Genomic DNA, 21,235 nt, shown 5'->3' with positions numbered 1-21,235 from the left:
GGGGCAGGCCCTTACCGGCCCCCAAATTCGGCTTATGATGCACCGGTGTTCGATTCCCGGCACATCAAGACGTTCCACGAGGTGGTCAAGGCCGGTTCCTACTCGGCCGCCGCCCGCGCCCTGGGCTATACCCAGCCGGCGATCACCCAGCAGATGAAGGCCCTCGAACGGGACGTCGGCACGCCCCTGTTCGTCCGCGTGGGCCGAAAGATGCGGCTCACCGAGGCGGGCGAGGCGCTGGCCGGACACGCGACGACCATCCTCGACTCCATGTCGGCCGCCCAGGAGCAGATGAACGCGCTCACCCGGCTGCGTGCCGGCCGGGTCCGCCTCTGCGCCTTCCCGAGCGCCAACTCCACCCTCGTACCGGAGACGCTGGCCCGGCTCACGGTGGCGCATCCGGCCATCCGTATCGACCTGCTGGAGAACGAGCCGCCCGAGTCGCTGCGCCGCCTCGCACGCGGCGAGTGCGACGTGTCCCTCGCCTTCACCTACCCGGGTCTGCACGAGCAGGTCCCCGACGACCTGGTGGAGATACCGCTCCTCGAGGACCAGCTGACCGTACTGCTGCCCGCCGGGCACCAGTTGGCCCGGCGGCGGGTCGTACGGCTCACCGACCTCGCGGGCGAACGCTGGATAGCGGGCTGCCCGCGCTGCCGCGCCAACCTCCTCCACGAGTGCGCGGAGGCCGGATTCGTACCGGACATCGCCTTCATGACGGACGACAACCTCGCCGTGCAGAGCCTGGTCGCGGCAGGGCTGGGGGTCGCCATGGTCCCGTCGCTCGTACTGCACTTCATGCGCCACGCGCATGTCGCCGGGCGTCCGCTGCAGCCCGCCACGCGGCGCAAGATCTCCGCGTATGTGCTGCGGGAGCATCTGCGCGTGCCCGCGACGGCGCTCGTGCTCGACGAACTGCGGACGGTCGCCGCGAACAAGACCGGCTGCTGACACCGGCCTTCCTCCCGGGCCCGTCGGCCCGCCCGCACCCATAAGCACCGCTTGGGATCTGCGAAGAAGGCGTCGTTGGACGTCATGGTCGCCGGGTCCGACGCTGCCCCTATGACACCGGCATCCACCGCACCGGGCGCCTTCACCGCCGCCCGCACCACCGAACGGCTCGACGCCCTGATCGCCGACGTGCGCGAGGCGGTCGGGCGCGGACTGCCGCCCGACCTCACGGCGTACCTGGTCGGCGAGCGCCTCGCGCCGCACCTCGGCGCCGCCGACCTGCTCACGGACGAGCAGCGCGAGAGCGACCCGGTCCGCTACCGCCAGCATCTCCTGCACGCCGAACACGACGGCAGTTTCTCCGTGGTGGCGCTCGTCTGGCTGCCCGGCCAGGGGACGTCCGTCCACGACCACGTCTCCTGGTGCACCACGGGCGTCCACGAGGGACAGGAGCACGAGCGCCGCTACCGGCTCGTCCCCGCGGCGGGCACGGAGCGCACGGCACGGCTCGTCGCCACCGCCGACGTGGTCAACGCAGAGGGCGAGTTCTGCGGGTTCGCGCCCCCCGGGGACATCCACCGGGTGTGGAACGCCGGGCCCTCGGCCGCGATATCCCTGCACGTCTACGGCGCCGACATATCCCGCCTCGGCACCAGCGTCCGGCGCGTCTACGACATGCCGGCCGACCGCTGATGGCCCTCCTGCGGGAGCGCCCGGCCGCCCCGGCGCGCAGCGGCCGGTCAGCCGCCCGCCGCCGGCACGGGCTCGCGCTCGCGGTGCTCGGCGTCGCCCTCGCCTGGTCCGTCCACCGGCTGGCGCCCGCCGTGCCCCTGCTCACCGCCTCCGTGGTGCTCGGCGTCCTGGCCGCCCATCTGCCCCGGCTGCGGGCGGCGGTGCGCGGAGCGGCCCGGCCCGGCCTGTCGTACGCCGCCAAGCGGCTGATGCGCGTCGGGATCGTGCTCCTCGGGCTGCAACTCGGCCTCGACGACGTACGCCGCCTGGGCTGGGCGACCGTGGCCATGGTGCTCGTCGTCGTGACGGCCACCCTGCTCGGGACCTGGTGGCTCGGGCGGCGCCTGGGGCTGCCCGGCGATCAGCCGCTGCTCGTCGCCACCGGATACGCGATCTGCGGGGCCTCCGCGATCGGCGCGGTGAGCGAGGCGACGGACAGCGAGGAACGGGACGCCGCCACCGCCGTGGCGCTGGTGACCCTCTGCGGGACCCTCGCTATCGTCGTACTGCCCGTGCTCCAGGGGCCGTTGGGGCTCGGCGACGCGGAGTTCGGCCGCTGGGTCGGGGCCAGTGTGCACGACGTCGGCCAGGTCGTCGCCACCGCGCAGACCGCCGGCGGCCCGGCGCTCGGCGAGGCCGTGCTCGTGAAACTGATGCGGGTGGCGCTGCTCGCACCGCTGGTCGCCGTCGTGGCGCTGTCCGTACGGCGTCGCGGGCGGAGCGGGACGGCCGGCTGCCGCGACACCGGCCGCAATCGGGTGCCGCTGGTGCCGCTGTTCGTCGTCGGCTTCCTCGTCGCGGTGGCGGTGCGCAGCACCGGGATGGTGCCGGCGCAGGCACTGGACGCCGCACGCACCGCGCAGGAACTGCTGCTGGCCGCCGCCCTGTTCGGGCTGGGCAGCGCCGTCGACCTGCCCTCGCTCACCCGCACGGGCGGCCGCGTGGCGCTCCTCGGGCTGTCCGCCTGGCTGGTCGTGGCGGGCGTGTCGTATGCCGGGGTGCTGCTCGTCGCGAGCTGAACCAGAGGTGTCTTCTGTTGTGCCCGGGGCCGGGACTCCCATGGCGTCACGGCTACGGTCGCATGTGGGGTACGACGTGGCCGGTCGGCATCCCGGCTGCCCCGGGCACACTCGGAAGCTATGCCCGCCGTACGGGCGACGCCTATAGGGAACCGGTGATGTACCTATACGCAAAGAATCGGCCGGACCGCCCGGCCCGCTCCGCCCGGCTCATTCCGGGCGCTGCGAGCGGGTCCGCGAAATACTCTGCCGGGACTGCGACTCCAGCTTCCGCCGGGCGCGGGACACATGCTGCTCCACCGTACGCGGCGACAGATGGAGCGTCGCCGCGATCTCCCGGTTGGTGAGCCCGGTCGCCGCCAGGTCCGCGACCTCCTGCTCGCGTGGCGACAGCTGGTCGCCGTAGCTGGGGCGGCCGCGGGGCCGCTGCTCGTCGGCGGGCTGGTGGGACCGCAGCTCCGCACGGAAGCGGGCCGCGTCCCACACCGCGCCCAGCTCGGTCAACTGATCGACGCACGAGGCCAGTTCGGTGACGGCGGCCGCGGTGTCCGTCCCCGACGCCACCTGGCAGCGCGCCGCACCCTCGGTGGCCAGGACGGTCGCGTACGGGCGGGGGATGCCCGCGTAGAGCAGGGCCGCCCGGCGGTACAGCTCCGCGGCCTCCCGCTGCTCGCCGTCCGCCTCGGCGAGCAGCGCGCGGCACCAGTTCAGGGCCGCCGACGACGCGGGCGCCTGGCGCCCCTCGAGACCCACCTCGTACTCGAGGACCATGCCGTGCGCCGTGTCCCGCCGGCCGGCGCGCAGCGTCGCGTCGACGGCCCAGGGCGCGAGTTCGGCGGCCCACACCCACACGCCCTTGTCCCTGATCCTGTCCCAGGCCATCGACGCCTCCGCCACGGCGGACTCGACGTCGTCACGGACGAGGGCCATCCGGATCAGCGCCCCGGACGCGGTCGCCACATGCGGCACGGCGGTACCGTCGGTCTCCCGCGAGCCCTCACCGGCCAGCCAGGCCGTCGCCTGCTGCCACTCGCCCCTGGACAGCGCCATCAGCCCCAGCACCGTACGGCCGTCGACGGCCTGCCCCGGCATGGTGTCGGCCTCGGCCACGAAAGCGCGGGCCCGGGCCGGGAGTCCGGACCAGTTGCCCTCCGCCCAGTCGAGCAGCAGCAGGGTGCCGCGGGCGCCCTGCTCGACATACGAGGCGCCGCTGCGGGTCGCCAGCTCCACACCCTCGGCGAGCAGCCCGCGCGCCGGGCCGAGCTGGCCGAGCCAGAGCGCGCCGTCCGCCGCGTTGCACAGGCCACGGGCGACATGCTGGCGGCAGGCCGGGTCCTCCGTCTCCCTCGGCAGCTGCTCCAGCACCTGCCAGGCCGACGGGTCGCCGATGTACATCAGCGTGCCGGCCCGGTTGGCGGCGACCGCCGTGGCCGCCTCCTCGTCGCCGCTGTCCGCGCCGGCCTTCTCCGCGCGCTCCAGCCAGTACAGGTTCCGCTCCAGCGGGACCGTCGACAGCAGCGGCATGGCCAGCGCCGCCATGGCCCTGGCCGCCATCAGCGGCCGTTCCTGAAGCTCCTCCACCGCCTGCTGGAGCTCCAGCCAGCCCTGTATGCCGGCGACGGCCTGGTTGCAGAGCAGCAGCCCCAGGTCGAGCCGGATCTGGCCGCGCACGGCGGGCGGCAGCGACTGCTCGTCGAGGATCTGCCGCAGCACCGACACCGTCTGATCGCTGCGCAGCCCCAGCACCGCGCTGTGCGCCAGCAGCGGCGCGAGCCTGGCACGGGCGGCCGGCGGCACCGTCGGACGGGACAGGGTCCGCTCGAGAAGGTCGATCGCGGCCTGGTGGTCGCCGGCCGCCGCGCACTGCACCGCCGCGTGCTCCACGGCCCGCAGCCACGCCTTCACCTGGCCGCCGTGGCGGCGGTGCCGGGCCAGCGGCACCCACGGCACCGGATGCCGGCGGCCGAGCGCGGTGGCCGCCCTGCGGTGCATCTCCCGGCGGACCGGGCCGGGGACCTGCCCGTACACGGCCGCCGCCGCCATCGGGACGAAGAACCCGTACCGGCCTTCGCCGTCCTCCCGCAGCACCCCCGCGCGCAGCGCCACGACGAGGGCGTCCCTGCCGTCGTCGCCGCCCAGGCCGGCCACCGCGGACAGCTCCTCCGCCTCCACCGGTTCGTCCAGCACGGCGGCCGCCCAGGCCACCGGCCGTATGTGCTCCGGGAGTTCGGCGGTCCGGCCGAGGGCCAGCTCGGCGAGCCGGGGCGGTACGCCCGCCGCGTCCAGGTCCCTGACCAGGAACCGCTCCCGGCCGTCGCCCGACTCGCGCAACAGCCCCACCACGTCGGTGACGACCTGCGGCACACCGCCGGAGCGTTCGGCGATCCGCGCGATCAGGTCGGCCGGGCAGCGGCTCTCGCCCAGCCCGTCCGCCACCAGTGCGCGCACCTGCCCGGCGTCGAGCGGTCCGAGCCGCAGCCGCAGCACGGCGAGGCACGCGGGGAAGTGGGCGCCCCTGCCGAGTACGAGGCCGGGCTCCGGCAGTTCCTCGGGGCGGTAGGTCACGACGGCGGTGAGACCGTCCGGCGGCCGGTCCATGAGCCTGCGGAGCAGCTCGAGGGCCGCGCCGCCCGCGCGGTGGACGTCCTCGGCGAGGAGCAGGAACCGCTCACCCCGTCCGAGCAGCGGGGCCAGGGCGGCGGACAGTTCGGCGGCCCGGGCGTCTTCGGGGCAGCCGGTCGGTGGAGTCCTGACCTGCGAATTCGCGGCCTGCGGGTTCATGGTCCGTGGCGCGGCCCCGGGCGCCGGGCGGCCGACGGCGACGCCGTACGACGAGAACGAGACGGTCACGGTGGGTACCGGGCGGTTCACGGCGGCCCCGACGAGACGGCTCGCGAGCCTGGTCTTGCCCGTCCCGGCCGCCCCCTCGATCAGCAGCAGCGCGGGACCGCCCGGACCGGACCTCCGGCCGGCCGGCGCGGACAGCGCCCGTTCCAGCCATCGGTCCGCCGATTCGTCACTCGACGTGTCCACCGAATCACTCTCCTCGGCGTTTCCCGGGCATTTCGATTCTTTACGTATACGGGTTTCAGTGTCCCTGATTGCACACGAGGTGTCCGGATACGAGTGTTGGGGTGCCGCAGAAGATCTGCATGGCTTTCGACGGCCCGGTGAGATCGACGCTCCCGGCCGCTGGACCTGATCAGGGCGACGCCGCCCGACCGAACAGGAGCCCAAGTGATTGCCATAGAACGTGCCCCGAGCCCCGCCCCCCGGCGGCCCGGGCCCACCTCCGCGCTGCGAAGCCTGGCCCACTGTGCCATGCCGGCTTCGCCGGAGGCCGCGCGCGCACTACGGTGCTTCGCGCGGGCGGTCGCACGCCGATGGCGGCTGGCCGAGCACTTCGACGAGGCACTGTCCGTCATCGTCACCGAACTGGTCACCAACGTGGTGCTGCACAGCGGCAGCCCCTGGGTGTCCACGGTGATCGCCGTCCGGGGGGACGCGCTGACGGTCGAGGTGATGGACGGAGGGTGCTGGAAACACCGGGTGAGCCGACGGCAGGAACCGCTCGACGCGGACGTACCCTGCGGGCGCGGGCTGCGCCTGGTCGACGCGTACGCGACACGGACCGTGACCCACCGGATGGAGCGGGGCAGCGTTGTGCTCGCCGAGATCGCGCTGCACGGAACGCCGCCGCCGGCACTGCGCGGCCCGCTGCACGCGTTCGACCCGCATCGGTGACCGCGCCGGGCCCGCCCGGCGGCCCCCGGAGCCGCCCCGACCCGGTCGGAGCGGCCCCGCGAGCGTGAGGGGCCGGCTCAGCGGGCGCCGAGCAGGTGGTCCATCGCCAGCTGGTCGAGGCGCTCGAACGCCATACCGCGCTCGGCCGCGACGTCCACGTCGAACTCCTCGAACGCGGACCGGTCCGCCAGCAGCTCGGCCAGTCCCTCGCCTGCCGTCGGGCGCGCCAGCTCGTCCAGGCGCGAGGCCAGCAGCGCCTCCCGCACCTCCGGGTCCGCGCGGAACGCGGCGGCGCGCTCCTTGAGGATCAGGTAGTTGCGCATGCAGCCGGCCGCCGACTCCCACACGCCGTCGAAGTCCTCGGTGCGCGGCGGCTTGAAGTCGAAGTGCCGCGGGCCCGCGTACCCGGCCGTCTCCAGCAGGTCGACCAGCCAGAACGCCGAGCGCAGATCACCTGCGCCGAAGCGCAGGTCCTGGTCGTACTTGATGCCGCTCTGCCCGTTCAGGTCGATGTGGAAGAGCTTGCCCGCCCACAGCGCCTGCGCGATGGAGTGGGTGAAGTTGAGCCCCGCCATCTGCTCGTGACCGACCTCCGGGTTGACGCCGAAGAGCTCCGGGCGCTCCAGGCGCTCGATGAACGCCAGCGCGTGGCCGACCGTCGGCAGCAGGATGTCGCCGCGCGGCTCGTTCGGCTTCGGCTCGATGGCGAACCGCAGGTCGTAGCCCTGCTCGGTGATGTACTCGCCCAGCAGGTCGAAGGCTTCCTTCATCCGGTCCAGCGCGACGCGCACGTCCTTGGCGCCGCCGGACTCCGCGCCCTCGCGGCCGCCCCAGGCGACATACGTCTCGGCGCCCAGCTCGACCGCCAGGTCGATGTTGCGGATGGTCTTGCGCAGCGCGTAGCGGCGCACGTCGCGGTCGTTGGCGGTGAAGCCGCCGTCCTTGAAGACCGGGTGGGTGAAGAGGTTGGTCGTCGCCATCGGCACCACGAGGCCGGTGGCGTCGAGCGCCTCGCGGAAGCGCTTGATGTGCGCCTCGCGCTCGGCGTCGCCCGACCCGAAGGGGATCAGGTCGTCGTCGTGGAAGGTCACACCGTACGCGCCGAGGTCGGCGAGCCGCCGGACGGACTCCGCGGGGTCCAGGTGCGGCCGGGTCGCGTCCCCGAACGGGTCCCGGCCCTGCCAGCCGACCGTCCAGAGGCCGAAGCTGAACTTGTCCTCGGGGGTGGGGGTGAAGCGTTCCGTCATGGCCATGTCCGCCTTGGATCACTGGTTTGTTCTCTGACCTTACTAATAATGCACGGATGACCCCGATGACAGAAGACCTCCGGGGCCTGTTCTCGCGTGGGCGCGTGGCGTAATTTGTTTCCGCTCGACCAAATGGTGGGGCGAGACGCTGACGGAGAGGTGCGCAATGCCGGCGAACGCGGTCGTCATCGGGGTGGACAGCTCCACCCAGTCCACAAAGGCGGCGTTCACCGACGCCGTGACCGGACGGCTGCTCGCCGTCGGCAGGGCGCCCCACCAGGTCACCGGCGCGAGGGGTGCCCGGGAGACCGACCCCGAGGTGTGGTGGACGGCCCTCGCGGAGGCGGTCCACGCCGGTCTCAAGGAGCTCGACGGACTCGGCGTCGCGCCGTCCGCCGTCACCGGCATCGCGGTCGCCGGACAGCAGCACGGGCTCGTCGTCCTCGACCGTGCGGGCGCGCCCCTGCGACCGGCCCTGCTCTGGAACGACACCCGCTCCGCCCCGCAGGCCGCCGCGCTCACCGAGGCGCTCGGCGGCCCCGACGCCTGGACCGCCCGCACCGGGTCCGTCCCCGTCGCCTCCATGACCGCCGCCAAGTGGCAGTGGCTGCGGGAGAACGAGCCCGCCGCCGCGGACGCCGCCGCGGCGGTGCGCCTGCCGCACGACTTCCTCACCGAACGCCTCGCGGGCGTTGCCGCCACCGACCCCGGCGACGCGTCGGGCACCTGCTGGTACTCGACCGCGACCGGCGGCTACGACCCCGGCCTGCTGGAACTCGTCGGCCTGGACGCCGCACTGCTGCCGCCCGTCGCCCCCACCGGCGGCACGCGTGTCGGCACGCTCACCACGGCCGCCGCCGCCCGGCTCGGCCTGCCCGCCGGGATCGCCGTCGCCGCCGGCACCGGCGACAACATGGCAGCGGCGGTCGGCCTCGGACTCGGCGGGGCGGGGCTGCTCGACCATCCGGTGCTCAGTCTCGGCACCTCCGGCACGGTGTTCGCCGCCACCCGCACCCGGCCCGCCTCCGCCGCGCTCGCCGGGTTCGCGGCGACGGACGGCACCTACCTGCCGCTCGCCTGCACCCTCAACTGCACGCTCGCCGTCGACAAGATCGCCTCCCTGCTCGGTCTTGACCGGGAGGCCGCGGAGGCGGGCGGCGAAGTCGTCCTCCTGCCGTACCTCGACGGCGAACGGACCCCGGACCTGCCGGGCGCCTCCGGCATGCTGACCGGGCTACGGCACACGACGACCCGTCAGCAGATCCTCGGCGCGGCCTACGAGGGCGCCGCCGTGACCGTGCTGCGCGCGCTCGACGAAGTCCTGCGCGCCTGCGGCGAGGACCCGGCCGCGCCGGACACGGCCTCCCGGCCGCTCCGGCTCGTCGGCGGCGGCGCGAACGGCCGCCACTGGGTGGAGACCGTCCGCCGCCTCTCGGGCCGCCCGCTCCTGATCCCGTCCAGCGGCGAACTCGTCGCCCTGGGCGCGGCGGCCCTCGCCGCGGCGGCGGCGACGGACGAGGACGCGGTGGCCCTGGCGGCGGGCTGGGGCGCGGGATCGGGGACGTCACTGCCGGCGGTGGAGCGGGACGTGGAGACGTGGGAGCGGGTGTCGGCGGCGGTGGAGGGAGCGAGGGGCTGACGTTTCCCCTCCCCTCCCCCCGCGGCCTGGCCGCCGCGGGGGGACCCCCCTTCCCGAACCGGGCTCCGCCCGGGCCCGGTACCGCCCGGGCCCGGTACCGCCCTCCGGGCGGTGGGCGGGACTTCGGCCAGGCCCGTTCTCCGCGCTGCCTGCGGGTGCTCGGGGCTCTGCCCAGGGTCCGTGCCGCTGGGTGGGCGGGCCGGCTTCGCCCGCGCGCCGGTGCCGCGTTCCGCGCGCCGGCCTCAAACTCCCCCACACCCTGGCGGCCGTGGGTCGGGGGCACCTCCCACGCCCCCGGGCCCGGCTGGAGTCGCCCGGCTGCCGGATTGCGGCCGCGCCCCCGGTTCCGGTACCTCCCGTAGGGGGCGGGACGCGCCGCACGTCGGCCCCGCCGGCCCCCGGGGACGCCGGCGGCGAGAGTCGACCGGAGCGGCCTCGGCGTGAAGAAGACGGCGGCCCGGAAGACCTCGAGGTCCAAGGCCTGCGCCAAGTCCTCGGGCGTCAAGGGGTCTTCCTCCAAGTCCTGGCCCTCCGCGACAGGCCGGAATGCTTCTGTTCGTTTTCGCCGGGCCGTTCCTGAGCGCTATCTTCTCCCCGTCCGAGAGGGCAACCCTGTGCGGCGGGGGGCGCGTAGCTTCGCTGCTGTCCGAAGGAAGAGACCGCCGAACTCGTCGAATCAGCCACTCGAGTCCACGCTCGCCCTCGCACACGGATGTGACAGCACATGGGACGACGTCTCGGGAGCCGGGACAGCAAACGGATCGACGCCTTCATCTCGTACAGCCGGGCAGCCGACTCCCGGCTCGCCCCGTCGATCCAACGGGGTCTCACTCGCCTTGCCAAGAAGTGGTACCGCATACGCGCACTGAACGTCTTCCGGGACCAGACGGACCTGTCCGCCTCCCACGCCCTCGGTGCCTCGATCGAGCAGGCGCTCACCGACGCGCGATTCTTCGTGCTGCTCGCTTCGCCGACCGCCGCGGAGTCGAAGTGGGTGCGCCGGGAGATCGAGTTCTGGCAGCGAAACAAGGGAAGCGACACCTTCATCATTGCGCTGACCGACGGAACGATCAAATGGGACGACGAAGCGGGAGACTTCGACTGGACGCTGACCGATGCCCTGCCGCGAAATCTTTCGGGATACTTCGCAACGGAACCTTTGTGGCAGGATCTCACCTGGTCCCGCGACGCCGACCGCCTCTCTTTGAGGCACGGAGGTTTCCGTGACGCGGTGGCAACGCTGGCTGCTCCGATTCACGGCTCATCGAAACGCGAACTGGACAACGAAGAGGTCAAAGAACATCGGATACTGACGCTCATAGGTGTGCTCGCCACCGCATTGATCGTCATGCTGACCATTGCCTTCGGGGTCCAGGCCTGGCTGGCGACGACCGAGAAGAACCGGGCCAACGAAAACGCCCGCGAGGCCACGGTGATGAGCGCGATCCGGCGGGCACAAGCCGAATTGGCCGACGTCGAGACGGGGTACGACGTCAGAGCCTATAAATGGCTGATGGCGGCACAATCCCTCACCGCGAACCCTTCAACGGAGGGCGCAGTCTACGATGCGGCGCTCAATGCCGCCTATTCCCGCCCCAATCTGCTGCGCGTCACCGAACTCGACGGTATTGCCGACAGCATCGCCGCCATGACCGTCGACGGTCGTCGGGTCGCCTTTGCAGGAAAGGGGCAGCCGGTGCTCTGGAGTCCCCGCACCGGCCGCCCTTCCGGACCTGCACTGGAGCCCAGGAAAACCAGGGATTCCAGGATCCTCGCCCTCGCGTTCACCAGCGACGGAAACCGCCTTGCCGCTGCCTACGGCACCGTCATCGTGCTCTGGGACGTGAAGACCGGAAGAAGAATCAACGAATTCGCCAAGGACGACCGCACGACCGTGTCCATGGCGCTCAGCCCCGACGGGAAGACCGTCGCCGTGGCCGGGGGAGGTCTGCGTCTCTGGGACACCAGCAGCGGACATCCCGTCGGAGAACCCCTGAAAGCGACGGGCGACCGGGTCGTCTTCAGTCCTGACGGCCGGAAGCTGGCCTTCGACGCACTCAACAACGGGGGATCAGAAGTCCATGTCCGCAGCCTCGAACCGGATGATGCCGGTGAGGTGAGCATCCCGTATCGGCACAACCGGATCAGCAGTATCGCTTTCGCACCGAATGGACGTGCCCTTGCCGTCGGTACCGACGACGGCGGACTGCAACTCCGGGACCCGGACTCCGGAGAGCCGGCAGGCCAGGTCATGTCCGGTCACCAGGGCGATGTCAGGGCCATCACCTTCGGCGCGGACGGATCCCGCATCGCCACGGCAGGGGCCGACAAGACGATCCGTCAGTGGGACCCGGCGACCGGGGCCATGATCGGCTTTCCGCTCACCGGTCACGCGGGCCCGGTCGACTTCATCGCATTCTCGCGCGGCGGGAGGGAACTGACGTCGATCGGGGAAGACACGACGTTGCGCCGCTGGGACGCGATGAACGGTCTCCGGCGGACCCGGCTCGTCGGCACAAGCACCCCGGTGGCCCTTGCCGTCGACCCCCGCGGCACGAACGTGGCGGTCGGCAGCCGGGACGGGGTGCGCATCCGGAACCCGGAAACCGGCGCGCACGTGGCGACCCTGCCGGTCCCGCAGGGCGTCCAGAGCCTGTCCTACTCGCCCGACGGCACATACCTGCTGATCGCTGGCGCCGACGGTGTGCGCCTGTGGGACGGGACCGCGATCCGCGCAGTGACCCTCGCTCCCTCCGTCGGTCCGGTCAGCAGCGCGGCTTTCACGCCCCACGGCAGGCAGATCGTGCTCGGCACGTTCTCGGGGAAGCTCCTCTTCGAGGACCTCGATGCCGATGCGGTCGGCACGCCCAGCGCCTCGATCGACATCGCCTGCCCGGCGCAGCACCTGGCCGTCAGTCAGGACGGGATGCGCGTCGCGTATGCCTGCGACGACAGAGGCGGCATCGCCGACGCGAAAGCCGGAAAGGTTCGGACCTTCAGCCTGCAGGACAGAGTCACGTCCATGGCGTTCAGCCCGGACGGTCGCACTCTGCTCCTCGGATCCCTGGACGGCACGGTCTGGCGGCTGGCGGACGGTGTCGACACCTTCGTCGCGGTCGGCGTGCACCGCGGCAGGGTGCGTTCGGTCGCCTACAGTCCCGACAGCCGCTGGTTCGCCTCAGCGGGCGACGACGGCTCCGTCGTCATCCATCCACACGGAGCCAGACTGATTTCCGCCAGGATCTCCGCGCACACCGGTCCCGTCGCGGCAGTCGCCTTCAGCCAGGACAGCGGTCGTCTCATCTCCCTCGGCGAGGCCGACAACACGGCCCACATCCGGCACGTCTTCCAGGACCCGTTGGGCGACCTCTGCAGACGCGTCACGTACAACATGTCCGAATCCGCCTGGAAGAAATGGATCTCGGCGGGCATCGGCTACCAGGACCAGTGCGCGGGCAAGCCACGAGCGGAGGAAGTCGGTGAGGACCGGTGAGGGGGAGCCGGGGCGCGGGGCCCCGCAGTACGGCCGTGGAAGGTGCCCCGGCCGGCCGGCGGCACCGACGGCCTCGCGCACATGCCGCGGCAGCGGAGCGTCCGAACCACCCCTCGCCGCCGGCGGCGGGGCAGGCGGGCCTCAATCGCCGGCCGGGCTGGAGGTGCCCGGCCGCCCCAGCCTCGCCGGGGCACCTTCCACGGCCGCCAGGCCGTAGGGGAAGACGGAGGCGCCGGGTTCGGGGTGGAGCCTCCGACGAGACCGGCCGACCCAGCCCCGCCGGCGGAGCCCGACGCACCAGGCCCTGGCGGCCTCAGCGCGCGGCGCGCGGCGCGTACGCCACCGGGTCCGCCAGGACGTCCTGGACCACCAGCGCCGCCGCACCGCGCGCGGCGTCCGCCGCGGGGGAGGAGGGCCGCAGCCGGGTGCCCGCCGCCGGCCACAGCCCGGAGACCACGCGGGTCTCCAGCTCCGCGCCCACCGGCGGCGCCAGCCACGGCAACAGCGGGCGGTAGATGCCGCCCAGCACGACCGCGTCCGGGTCGAAGAGATTCACCGCGCCGGACAGCGCGCGGCCCAGGGCGCGCCCCGCCCCGGACAGCGCCGCCAGCGCGCCCGGGTCGGCCGCGCGGGCGCGGCGTTCGAGCTCGGCGACGCCCGCCGCGCCGGCGTGCTCGTCGAGGCCGGCGGCCCGGAGCAGTGCGGACTGGCCCGCGTACTGCTCCAGGCAGCCGCGGGAGCCGCAGCGGCAGCGGGGGCCGTCGTCGGAGACGGAGACATGGCCGATCTCGCCGGCGAACCCGTTCGCGCCGCGCAGCAGTTCGCCGCCCAGCACCAGCGCGCCGCCGACGCCGATCTCGCCCGTCAGATACAGGAAGCTCCGGATGTCGCCGAGGCCGCCGAACCACAGCTCGGCGAGCGCCGCCAGGTTCGCCTCGTTCTCCGAACGCACCGGCAGTGCGGGCGCCCCGGGCCGCAGCGCGGCCAGAGCGCGGGCGAACGGGGCCTCGGCGGGGACGGCCGTCCAGCCGAGGTTCGGGGCCTGGCGGACCGCGCCGCCGGAGACCAGGCCCGGCAGGGCCAGCTCCGCGCCGACCGGCCGCAACTCCTGTTCGGTGGCCGACCCGAGGGCCCGCGCCGCGATCCGGGCGGCCCGCTCGAACACCTCGGCCGGTGCGGAGTTCCGGTTGTCCAGGTGCTCCACGAGCCGTACCCGGTCGGTACCGGCGAGGTCGACGACGCACACCGACACGTAGTCGACGTTGATCTCGACCCCGATTCCGGCGACCCCGGTGCGGGCGATCTTGAGCACTGTGCCGGGGCGGCCGGCCTGGCCGCTGAACGTCTTTCCCGACTCGGAGAGGAAGCCGCTCTCGAGCAGCTGCTCGACCAGGGAGGAGACGGCGGCACGGGTCAGCCCCACACGGGCGGCGACGCCGGCGCGCGTGGCCTCGACCTGGTCGTGGACCGCCCGCAGCACCAGGCTGAGATTGTGCCGGCGCACCGTCTCACGGTCGGCCTTCGCTCCCAGCGGGGCATGGCGGGCCGCCGCGCCGACGCGGGCGCTGCCTGATTGATTGCCGTTCATATTGCCGCCGAGCCTATGGGATGCGCCCCGGCCCCCGCCCCGCGCCTTCCGTAACGGCGCTCCGGCCCCCGCGGGGCGCTCACGGAGGCGGCGCCCACCGGCCGCGAACCGGCCCTACGCGGCGGTGCGACCACGGTCCCGACCGTTGCCGGCCGGCGGCCGGCATCCGGCGGACCGGCCCGCCGGATGCGTACCCGCCGGAGCGGGTCACGCCCCCGCCGGGTCCGCCTCGCGTTCCTCGTGGGTCTCTTTCGCGATCCTGAGTTCGTCGTCGCTCAGCGGCGGTCCGGGCAGCGGCGGAAGTTTGGGGCCGCGCAGGACCGCGAGGGCGATCTCCGGTCTGACGAGGGAGGCTGTCGGCGCGGACAGCGTCATCACGTCGAACAGGGCCTTGGCGACCAGGGGCCGCCCCGTCGCGGTCAGCATCAGCCGGTCGACGTAGGTCCGCAGGGCCCGCACGCCGGCCCCCGGGGCCTTGCCGATCGCGCCCGGGTAGAGGATGTCCTGCCCGGTGGCCAGGTCCCAGGCCGTGGCGACCGGCCGGGCGACCGCGCGCTGCACGCGGCGGGCGAGGCCGGGGGAGTCCACGCCCCCGGCCGCCTCCAGCGCCCCGCGCAACGCGAGGACGCCCTGCGCGGCGACCGACATACCGTGCCCGTAGACCGGGTTGTACGTGGCGACGGAGTCGCCGAGCGCGACGAAGCCCTCCGGCCAGTCGCGGATCTTCTCGTAGTAGCGGCGGCGGTTGACGGTGCTGCGGGAGACGACGACGTCCGTCAGCGGCTCGGCGTGCGCGATGAGGTCGGCGACGACGGGGTGCCGGATGGAACGGGCGAAGTCCTCGAACTCGTCGGCCGCGTTCGTCGGCTGCCCGCCGCGCGTGCCGGACAGCGTCACCAGCCACCGCCGGCCCTCGATGGGCACGATCGTGGCAGTGCAGCCGGGACGCGGCTCCCGCGCGTCGGCCTGGACGTTGACGACCGGGTACTCGTCCGAGCCCTCGGGCGCCCGGAAGATCCGGCTCGCGTAGGCCAGGCCCGAGTCGACCTTCTCCTCGCGCACCTTGTCCACGCCCAGGTCCCGCAGCCACTCCGGGGCCCGGGAGCCGCGGCCGCTGGTGTCGACGACCAGATCGGCGGGGAGCACCCGCTCGCCCCCGTCGTCGCCGCGCACCCGTACGCCGTCGACGCGTCCGGCGGCGCCCCGGAGGCCCAGCAGTTCGGTGCGTTGGAGGAGGGTGACCCGGGGGCCGGTGAGCATCTGCTCGCGTACGACCCAGTCGAGCAGGTCCCGGCTGCACGCGACGAGGAACTGCATCTCGGGGAAGCGGCGGAACCAGCCCTGCGACGACATGGACACCAGTCCGGTCGGCAGCGGGATCCGGCGCGCGCCGGCGGCGAGCCAGCGGTCGGTGGTGCCGGGCATCAGCTCCTCGATCGCCCGCGCTCCGCCCGACCACAGCAGATGGGCGTGGTGGGCCTGGGGCAGGCTCTTGCGGGAGCGTGGCCCGTCGGGCAGCACGTCCCGCTCGACGACGGTGACCTCTTCCACGTACGCGCCGAGGACCTCGGCCGTCAGCATGCCGGCCAGACCGCCGCCGATCACCACGGCTCTGCTGCCCGGATTCGGACGACTTCTCAAGGGACCGCTGCTCATAGGGTGCCGCTCTCTGACCTGGCCGCACGCGTGCGCGCTGCTTCGACGACGGGGGACTGGCGCAGCGCGAGGGACATGCGCACGAGGTCGCGCGGTCCAGCGGCTGCCACGGGTGTGTAGGCCTCGGCGGACCTGACGATCTGCCCCTCAGGGTCGGCCGCCCGGGCCCGCAGGGCGGCGGCGACCATCGCCGCGTCCGCCACCGCGTGGGCCTGCCGGGGGTCGGCTCCGGCGGCGAGCGCCTCGGCGTAGGAGTCCTCGCGCAGCACACGGTCGAAGTACGGGTCGAGCTGCAGCATTCCGTCGTGGATGTCGGACTCCCGCTGGATGACGCGCAGTTCGGCCGGGGAGAACAGCGAGATGCGTACCGAGGGCGTGCCCTGCGGTGCGGCGGAGCGCAGTTCGCGCCAGAGTGTGCCGAGGCGGCGGTAGACCGCCCAGGTGTGCCAGCTGTCGGACACGCGCTGTCCGACCAGCGGCAGGATGAAGCCGACGGCGCTCAGCAGCGCGCCGGCCGAGGCGAGCGGCGGCGCGGCCAGCGTGGACAGGTCGTCCCAGTCGTGTCCGGCCCAGCGGGCGGCCACGGCGGCCGACTTGGTGACCCCGTAGGCGAGATTGAACAGCGATCCGACGACGATGGTCACCAGGCCGCCGCGGAGCCAGCCGCTCACCTTCAGCGACCAGCGCCAGCACAGCACGGTCATGCCGACCGCGGCGACGCTGTGGGCGGCGAGGTAGAGCGCGATCATCTCGCGGATGTACGGGGTCCTGGCGTAGTACGTGTCCAGGTCCCGCAGCCGCTCCACGGGGGCCTCGCCCAGCAGGAAGAACAGGACGAGCGCACCGACGACCACGCTGTACGCGGCCATCCAGCGCAGCGAGATCCGCCGGGTCTCCTCCGGCGGGCCGCCGCGCCAGTTGACGAGGAGCACCAGGCAGGACGCGCTGAAGGCGGAGAGGATGCAGTAGACCAGCGGCGCGGAGAAGTTGGGGACGCCGGTGACACGGTTGACCGCGGCGATGGTGGGCGGCGCGGCGAAGAAGAAGGTGGCCGCGCCGAGGATCAGCAGGGCGCACACGGACCGCAGCATCGGGTCGCGCCAGTCGCGCCGCATCCCCGGTATTTTGAACGCGAGTGCGATTCCCAGTGCGGCTGCGGGGATGTAGTAGTCCGGTCCGTCCACGCCTCAGCCCTGTGACCCGCGGTATCCCAGGGACGCCTCGATGCGGCCCGCGAGCCCGTCCCGCCGGACGGGGCCGCGGCCGCCGGAACCGGCGAGCCAGGCGCGGCACTTGCTGCCGAGCAGCAGTCCGAAACTCTCCGCCTCGTTCTCCTCGGCCTGGTCGAAGCGGGTGCGCGCGGCGACCTTCAGGACGGTCGCCTGCAGATCGGCCTCGTCGGACAGCAGCCGGGCGGCCACGGCCGCGCCCTCGACATGGTGGCTGCAGTGGCCGGCCTTCATGTGCCACAGCTCATGGCCGAGAATCACCAGTTGGTGGTCGGGCGCCGTGCGCTCCTCGATGACGACGAGGTCCTGCTCCGCCATGTCGAGCCACAGCCCGCTGGCGGTGCCCGGGGGGAAGGACGCGGTGCGGTAACGCACGGGCCTGCCGCGGTGTCTGCTCATGCCCTTGCACAGCGCGGAGTAGAGGTCGGCGGGTTCGGCGGGGGCGGGGAGATCGATTCCGCCGACCAGCTCGCCGCACAGTCGGCGCATCTCTTTGCCTATGCTCACCGCTCTCCTCTCCCCGTCAGAACCTTCACAGACACGTCCCAATCCAAGCCTGTCCGGAAATCAGGGCTCCGTGGGAGTGTCCGGGGCGGGCTTCACGCTCTCGAGGAGCATGTCGAGCCATTCGGTCACTTTGTCCCGGTGCTTGTCGCTGGGCAGTTGGGCGGCCCGCCAGGCGATGCCGCGTACGCCGTGGTCCTGCAGCAGCCGCTCCAGCGGGTCGCCGGCGTCGCCCGCGTAGTCCTGGAGCAGGCGCTGCTCGGTGCGCCGCAGGGCGCCGTCGAGCGCGTCGGCGTCGTCGGCGGTGAGGAAGCCGGCGTGCACCTTGAAGAAGCGCTGAATCGCGTCACAGTGCTCCATCGTCGGCCGGCGGTCGCCGTTGATGAGCGCGCCCGCCTGCTGGCGGGACATGCCCGCCCCGTCGGCTATCTCCTGCTGCGTGTACCGGCGGCCGTTGGGCTTGAGCCGGGTGCGTCGCAGCAGGTCGAAGCGTTGCAGAAAGCGTGCCTGGAGGTCGGGTTCGCCTGCCGGGCGCCCGTCGAGGAGGGCGCGCACGACGTCGGCGGGGACGCCGGACGCCTCGGAGAGCTTCTGGGCGTCGAAAACCTCGCCGTGGCTCATTCCGAGCTTGTCCGCAAGTTCGGTGACCCGGGCAACCGATGCCGCCAGAGGGCCTGTGGCCGTTGGACCCGGAACCGAGAAGCCGTCTGTCACCAGTAGGTCTCCTAGATCACGCGAGGCGGCCCCGCATCCTGTGGGGCTGCCGGAAGTTAACCCTATTCATGCCCTGGCAGCCAAGGTCTTGCCACAGCTGTGGCGTGATTTGAGCGCTCAGCGACGTGGAATGCCACGATAGTTGACATCCCGGTGTCCGCGGTAGCAGGATCGCCACGCGGTGTGAAGATCCAAAGGGAGCCGGCGCAGCGGGACTTGCGGCAGGCTCCGAGAAGGGTGGCGTTCTCGATGACACACGAGGTGGGAGTCGGGCGCCGGGGTGTCCGTGGACGCCCGAGCCCGGCCGGCGCCGCGCGGGCCGCGGCCCGCACGAAGCGGCTCGGCGACGCCCTCAGAGCACGCCGCGAGGAACTGGGCCTCAGTCTCGAGGAGGTGGCCGCCCGCCTGGGCGTCACCGCCTACACCTACGCCACCTGGGAGCGCACACCCGGCCGCGAGTGGCCCGAGGACACGCTCTGCGCCCTCGTGGACGCGCTGGAGCTGAACGACCAGCAGGGCGGCCGGCTGCTGCGCCTCGCCGCCGACCCGGAGGCGGCCGCCGTGGTGCACGGCGCCTTCGACAGGCACACGCCCGTCCGGCCGTCGGGCCCGGTGCCGCCCTCACGCCCGGCACACCGGCCCGCTCCGGAGCGGCCCCCGGTCCCCGTCCCGCCGCCGGTGCCCGTACGGCCACCGGAGCCGGCGTCGGAGCCGCACTCCGGGCCCGACGCGCCGGCGGACCCCGAGACGCAGTCCTACCTGCGGGACTACGCCGCGGTGATGGACGCGGTGCCGCTGCCCTCGGTCCTCTTCGACCGGCACTGGGACGTCGCGCACACCAACCCCGCCTTCGACGCCCTCTTCCGTGGCATCGGGCCGCACCCCACGGCCATGCCGGACCGCAACTTCCTGCGGTTCGTGCTCTTCCACCCCGATGCCCGCACAGTGCTCGGGGAGCACGAGACCAGTTGGTGCCTGCCCCTGATGGCCCAGCTCGCCGCGGCGCTCGACCGGCACGGCGACGACGGAGCGCTTCAGGCCATTCGTGACGACATCGCCGACGATCCGATCATGGACGTCGCCTACCGGTGCGGCCTGCCGCACTGGATGAGCGCGGTCGGGGCCGCCGCGATCCACCACGACGGGGTCGTACGGCCGGTGAACCACCCCGATCCGCGCTGGGGCCGCACCGACTGCCGGATCATCGACGAGACCCCGGCGACGCTCCAGGGCAAGGGCTTCACGCGCATGACGCTGGCCCTCCGCGAGAACCGCTCGGCCGGCGCGCCCGGCGTGCGCCGGGGCAGGAGCCACCTGCGCGCCGTCTCCGGCGGCTGACGAGGGCGCGGAGGTCCGATCCGTACGCCCCAGACGCTTTCCCCCGCCCCGCTCAGCCCATCGACGCGACGGCCCACTCCGCGACGACCGCCACCGCCACGCCGATGCCGAGGACCAGCGTGGCCCACCGGGTGCGCCCGGCGCGGCTGAGGACGAGCGCGCTCCCGGAGAGGATCAGTGCGATGCCGTAGAAGCCGACGGTGAGCACCGACTGCGTACTGCCCAGCCGCAGCGCCAGCGTGGCGGCCACCGCGGTCATGATGGCGGCCGAGAGTGCTATCCGCACGCCGCGGGCCTGGCGCGGTGTGAGGCCCTCTCGTTCGGGGCCCGTGTTCGCTTCTGACATGCGCGGAAGCCTATCCCGGCGGTTCGCCTCGCGGTCCGTGGGGACCGGGTTCCACCGTCCGGCGGGTCAGACCGTTTCCCGGCCCGGGCCGCCCACCCCGGCGGGCCAACGCGGCTGTGTGCCGGTGAGTTGACAGAGCATCAGGTAAAGCGGAATCGGCGGCGTGTACGGGCTCGGGCACGCCGGCCGGTGGATCAGCCGGGCGTCGGCCGCGGGCACCCGGGCGCCGGGGGCGTAGTGGGAGGGGAGCGGCCACGTCAGGTCCTGGTCGGAGCCGGCGGGGAGGATCCACCACCACCAGGCGCCGTCGGCGAAGACGCAGCCGGCGCCCGGAATCCGGCCGAGCAGACGGAACCCGTGGCGCGCGGGTATGCCGACGGCGTCGCACCCCAGATCCGTCCGGAGTCCGGCCGGGACGTCGAGCCGGGTGAGGCGGTCGGCGCGGTCGTGGCGCACGCTCCAGGAGCGGAGGGGCGCCAGGTCGCTCAGCACAGCCACTCCGTCGTCAGCGGCCGGTCGCCGAACGGCGGCCGGGGGGTGTACGCCAGCTCCGCCCACACCACGCGGCCGGTGCCCGGCGCGGCGTCGTACGTGCCCCAGGCGCGGCTCACCGCCTCCACGAGCAGCAGCCCGCGCCCGCGCTCGCCCGCCGCGCCGTGGCACACGCGCGGGCCGGTGGCCGCGCAGCCCTGGTCCTGCACGGTGACGCGCAACCGATCGGCGCCGACCTGGACTTCGCAGGCGACCAGATGGCCGTCGGTGTGCACGATGGCGTTGGTGAACAGTTCGGAGACGACCAGCAGGGCCGTGTCGTACGGGTCCCCGTCGACGCCCCATCCCGTGAGCCGCGCGGACACCAGCCTTCTCGCCCGTGAGACGTGTTCGACGCGCGCCGGCAACTCGAAGGAGTACCGGGTGAGATCGGACCCCGCGGAGGGAGCCAGGAGCTCTGGGGCGAGCGCGTCACGGTTCACATGAACACTCTCCCGCTGCAACCACCACCTTGGCAACCCCCACTCTGAAAAATGCAGACTG

The 21,235-nt window shown here is 73.2% G+C and carries 17 protein-coding genes; 7 read left to right on the top strand and 10 right to left on the bottom strand.

Annotation, left to right across the window (positions count from 1 at the left end):
* Positions 1-45: 45 nt before the first annotated feature.
* From ACFYOP_RS04350 to ACFYOP_RS04340, 3 genes are all read left to right on the top strand, one after another.
* Positions 46-951: a LysR substrate-binding domain-containing protein gene (locus ACFYOP_RS04350; protein ID WP_356890639.1), complete on the top strand. Its 906-nt coding sequence runs from the start codon at positions 46-48 to the stop codon at positions 949-951.
* A gap of 111 nt (positions 952-1,062) precedes the next feature.
* Complete coding sequence (locus tag ACFYOP_RS04345) at positions 1,063-1,644, top strand: cysteine dioxygenase family protein (RefSeq protein WP_356890641.1); 582 nt, start codon at positions 1,063-1,065, stop codon at positions 1,642-1,644.
* Positions 1,644-2,702 (top strand): putative sulfate exporter family transporter, encoded by a 1,059-nt coding sequence (locus ACFYOP_RS04340; RefSeq protein ID WP_356890643.1) that lies wholly within the window; start codon positions 1,644-1,646, stop codon positions 2,700-2,702. Before ACFYOP_RS04345 ends, ACFYOP_RS04340 begins: the two co-directional genes overlap by 1 nt.
* Before the next feature lie 210 nt (positions 2,703-2,912).
* Here the strand turns inward: ACFYOP_RS04340 and ACFYOP_RS04335 are convergent, their stop codons facing one another.
* Positions 2,913-5,735 carry a LuxR C-terminal-related transcriptional regulator gene (locus ACFYOP_RS04335; protein ID WP_356890645.1) on the bottom strand — a complete coding sequence of 941 codons (2,823 nt, stop codon included), beginning with the start codon at positions 5,733-5,735 and terminating at the stop codon, positions 2,913-2,915.
* 288 nt (positions 5,736-6,023) lie between these two features.
* Here ACFYOP_RS04335 and ACFYOP_RS04330 point away from each other — a divergent pair, with 288 nt between their 5' ends.
* On the top strand, positions 6,024-6,446 hold the full coding sequence (locus tag ACFYOP_RS04330; protein WP_356890647.1) for an ATP-binding protein: 423 nt from the start codon (positions 6,024-6,026) through the stop codon (positions 6,444-6,446).
* 77 nt (positions 6,447-6,523) lie between these two features.
* Here ACFYOP_RS04330 and xylA read toward each other — a convergent pair whose 3' ends face one another.
* Entirely contained in the window at positions 6,524-7,693 is a 1,170-nt protein-coding gene (gene xylA, locus ACFYOP_RS04325; protein ID WP_356890649.1) for a xylose isomerase, read from the bottom strand.
* Positions 7,694-7,859: 166 nt separating this feature from the next.
* Between xylA and xylB the strand changes: the two genes are divergently transcribed.
* Complete coding sequence (xylB, locus tag ACFYOP_RS04320) at positions 7,860-9,332, top strand: xylulokinase (RefSeq protein ID WP_356890651.1); 1,473 nt, start codon at positions 7,860-7,862, stop codon at positions 9,330-9,332.
* 724 nt (positions 9,333-10,056) lie between these two features.
* A complete protein-coding gene (locus ACFYOP_RS04315) occupies positions 10,057-12,825 on the top strand; it encodes a TIR domain-containing protein (RefSeq protein ID WP_356890653.1) in 2,769 nt (922 codons plus the stop codon).
* 313 nt (positions 12,826-13,138) lie between these two features.
* Here the strand turns inward: ACFYOP_RS04315 and ACFYOP_RS04310 are convergent, their stop codons facing one another.
* The 5 genes from ACFYOP_RS04310 to ACFYOP_RS04290 all read right to left on the bottom strand — a co-directional run bounded on the left by ACFYOP_RS04310 (position 13,139) and on the right by ACFYOP_RS04290 (position 18,516).
* Positions 13,139-14,413: an ROK family protein gene (locus tag ACFYOP_RS04310; protein ID WP_356890654.1), complete on the bottom strand. Its 1,275-nt coding sequence runs from the start codon at positions 14,411-14,413 to the stop codon at positions 13,139-13,141.
* A gap of 207 nt (positions 14,414-14,620) precedes the next feature.
* A complete protein-coding gene (locus ACFYOP_RS04305) occupies positions 14,621-16,069 on the bottom strand; it encodes an FAD-dependent oxidoreductase (RefSeq protein WP_388450815.1) in 1,449 nt (482 codons plus the stop codon).
* Entirely contained in the window at positions 16,066-17,253 is a 1,188-nt protein-coding gene (locus tag ACFYOP_RS04300; protein WP_356890656.1) for an MAB_1171c family putative transporter, read from the bottom strand. Before ACFYOP_RS04300 ends, ACFYOP_RS04305 begins: the two co-directional genes overlap by 4 nt.
* A 3-nt stretch (positions 17,254-17,256) precedes the next feature.
* The gene (locus tag ACFYOP_RS04295; protein WP_356891179.1) at positions 17,257-17,787 is read right to left on the bottom strand and encodes a toxin-antitoxin system, toxin component; all 531 of its coding nucleotides are present in this window, start codon (positions 17,785-17,787) and stop codon (positions 17,257-17,259) included.
* 78 nt (positions 17,788-17,865) lie between these two features.
* Positions 17,866-18,516, bottom strand: coding sequence for a helix-turn-helix transcriptional regulator (locus tag ACFYOP_RS04290; protein WP_356890658.1), 651 nt, complete (start codon positions 18,514-18,516; stop codon positions 17,866-17,868).
* Positions 18,517-18,765: 249 nt separating this feature from the next.
* Between ACFYOP_RS04290 and ACFYOP_RS04285 the strand changes: the two genes are divergently transcribed.
* Entirely contained in the window at positions 18,766-19,854 is a 1,089-nt protein-coding gene (locus ACFYOP_RS04285) for a helix-turn-helix domain-containing protein (protein ID WP_356890660.1), read from the top strand.
* Between the two features lie 52 nt (positions 19,855-19,906).
* Here ACFYOP_RS04285 and ACFYOP_RS04280 read toward each other — a convergent pair whose 3' ends face one another.
* From ACFYOP_RS04280 to ACFYOP_RS04270, 3 genes are all read right to left on the bottom strand, one after another.
* Positions 19,907-20,200, bottom strand: coding sequence for a hypothetical protein (locus ACFYOP_RS04280; RefSeq protein WP_356890662.1), 294 nt, complete (start codon positions 20,198-20,200; stop codon positions 19,907-19,909).
* Between the two features lie 66 nt (positions 20,201-20,266).
* On the bottom strand, positions 20,267-20,689 hold the full coding sequence (locus ACFYOP_RS04275) for a hypothetical protein (protein ID WP_356891181.1): 423 nt from the start codon (positions 20,687-20,689) through the stop codon (positions 20,267-20,269).
* Positions 20,686-21,174 (bottom strand): ATP-binding protein, encoded by a 489-nt coding sequence (locus tag ACFYOP_RS04270; RefSeq protein WP_356890664.1) that lies wholly within the window; start codon positions 21,172-21,174, stop codon positions 20,686-20,688. Before ACFYOP_RS04270 ends, ACFYOP_RS04275 begins: the two co-directional genes overlap by 4 nt.
* Positions 21,175-21,235 lie beyond the last annotated feature (61 nt).

It is taken from the genome of Streptomyces sp. NPDC006294 (assembly GCF_042870895.1).
Lineage (GTDB): Bacteria > Actinomycetota > Actinomycetes > Streptomycetales > Streptomycetaceae > Streptomyces.
This window is presented reverse-complemented; position numbering and strand designations above follow the sequence as displayed.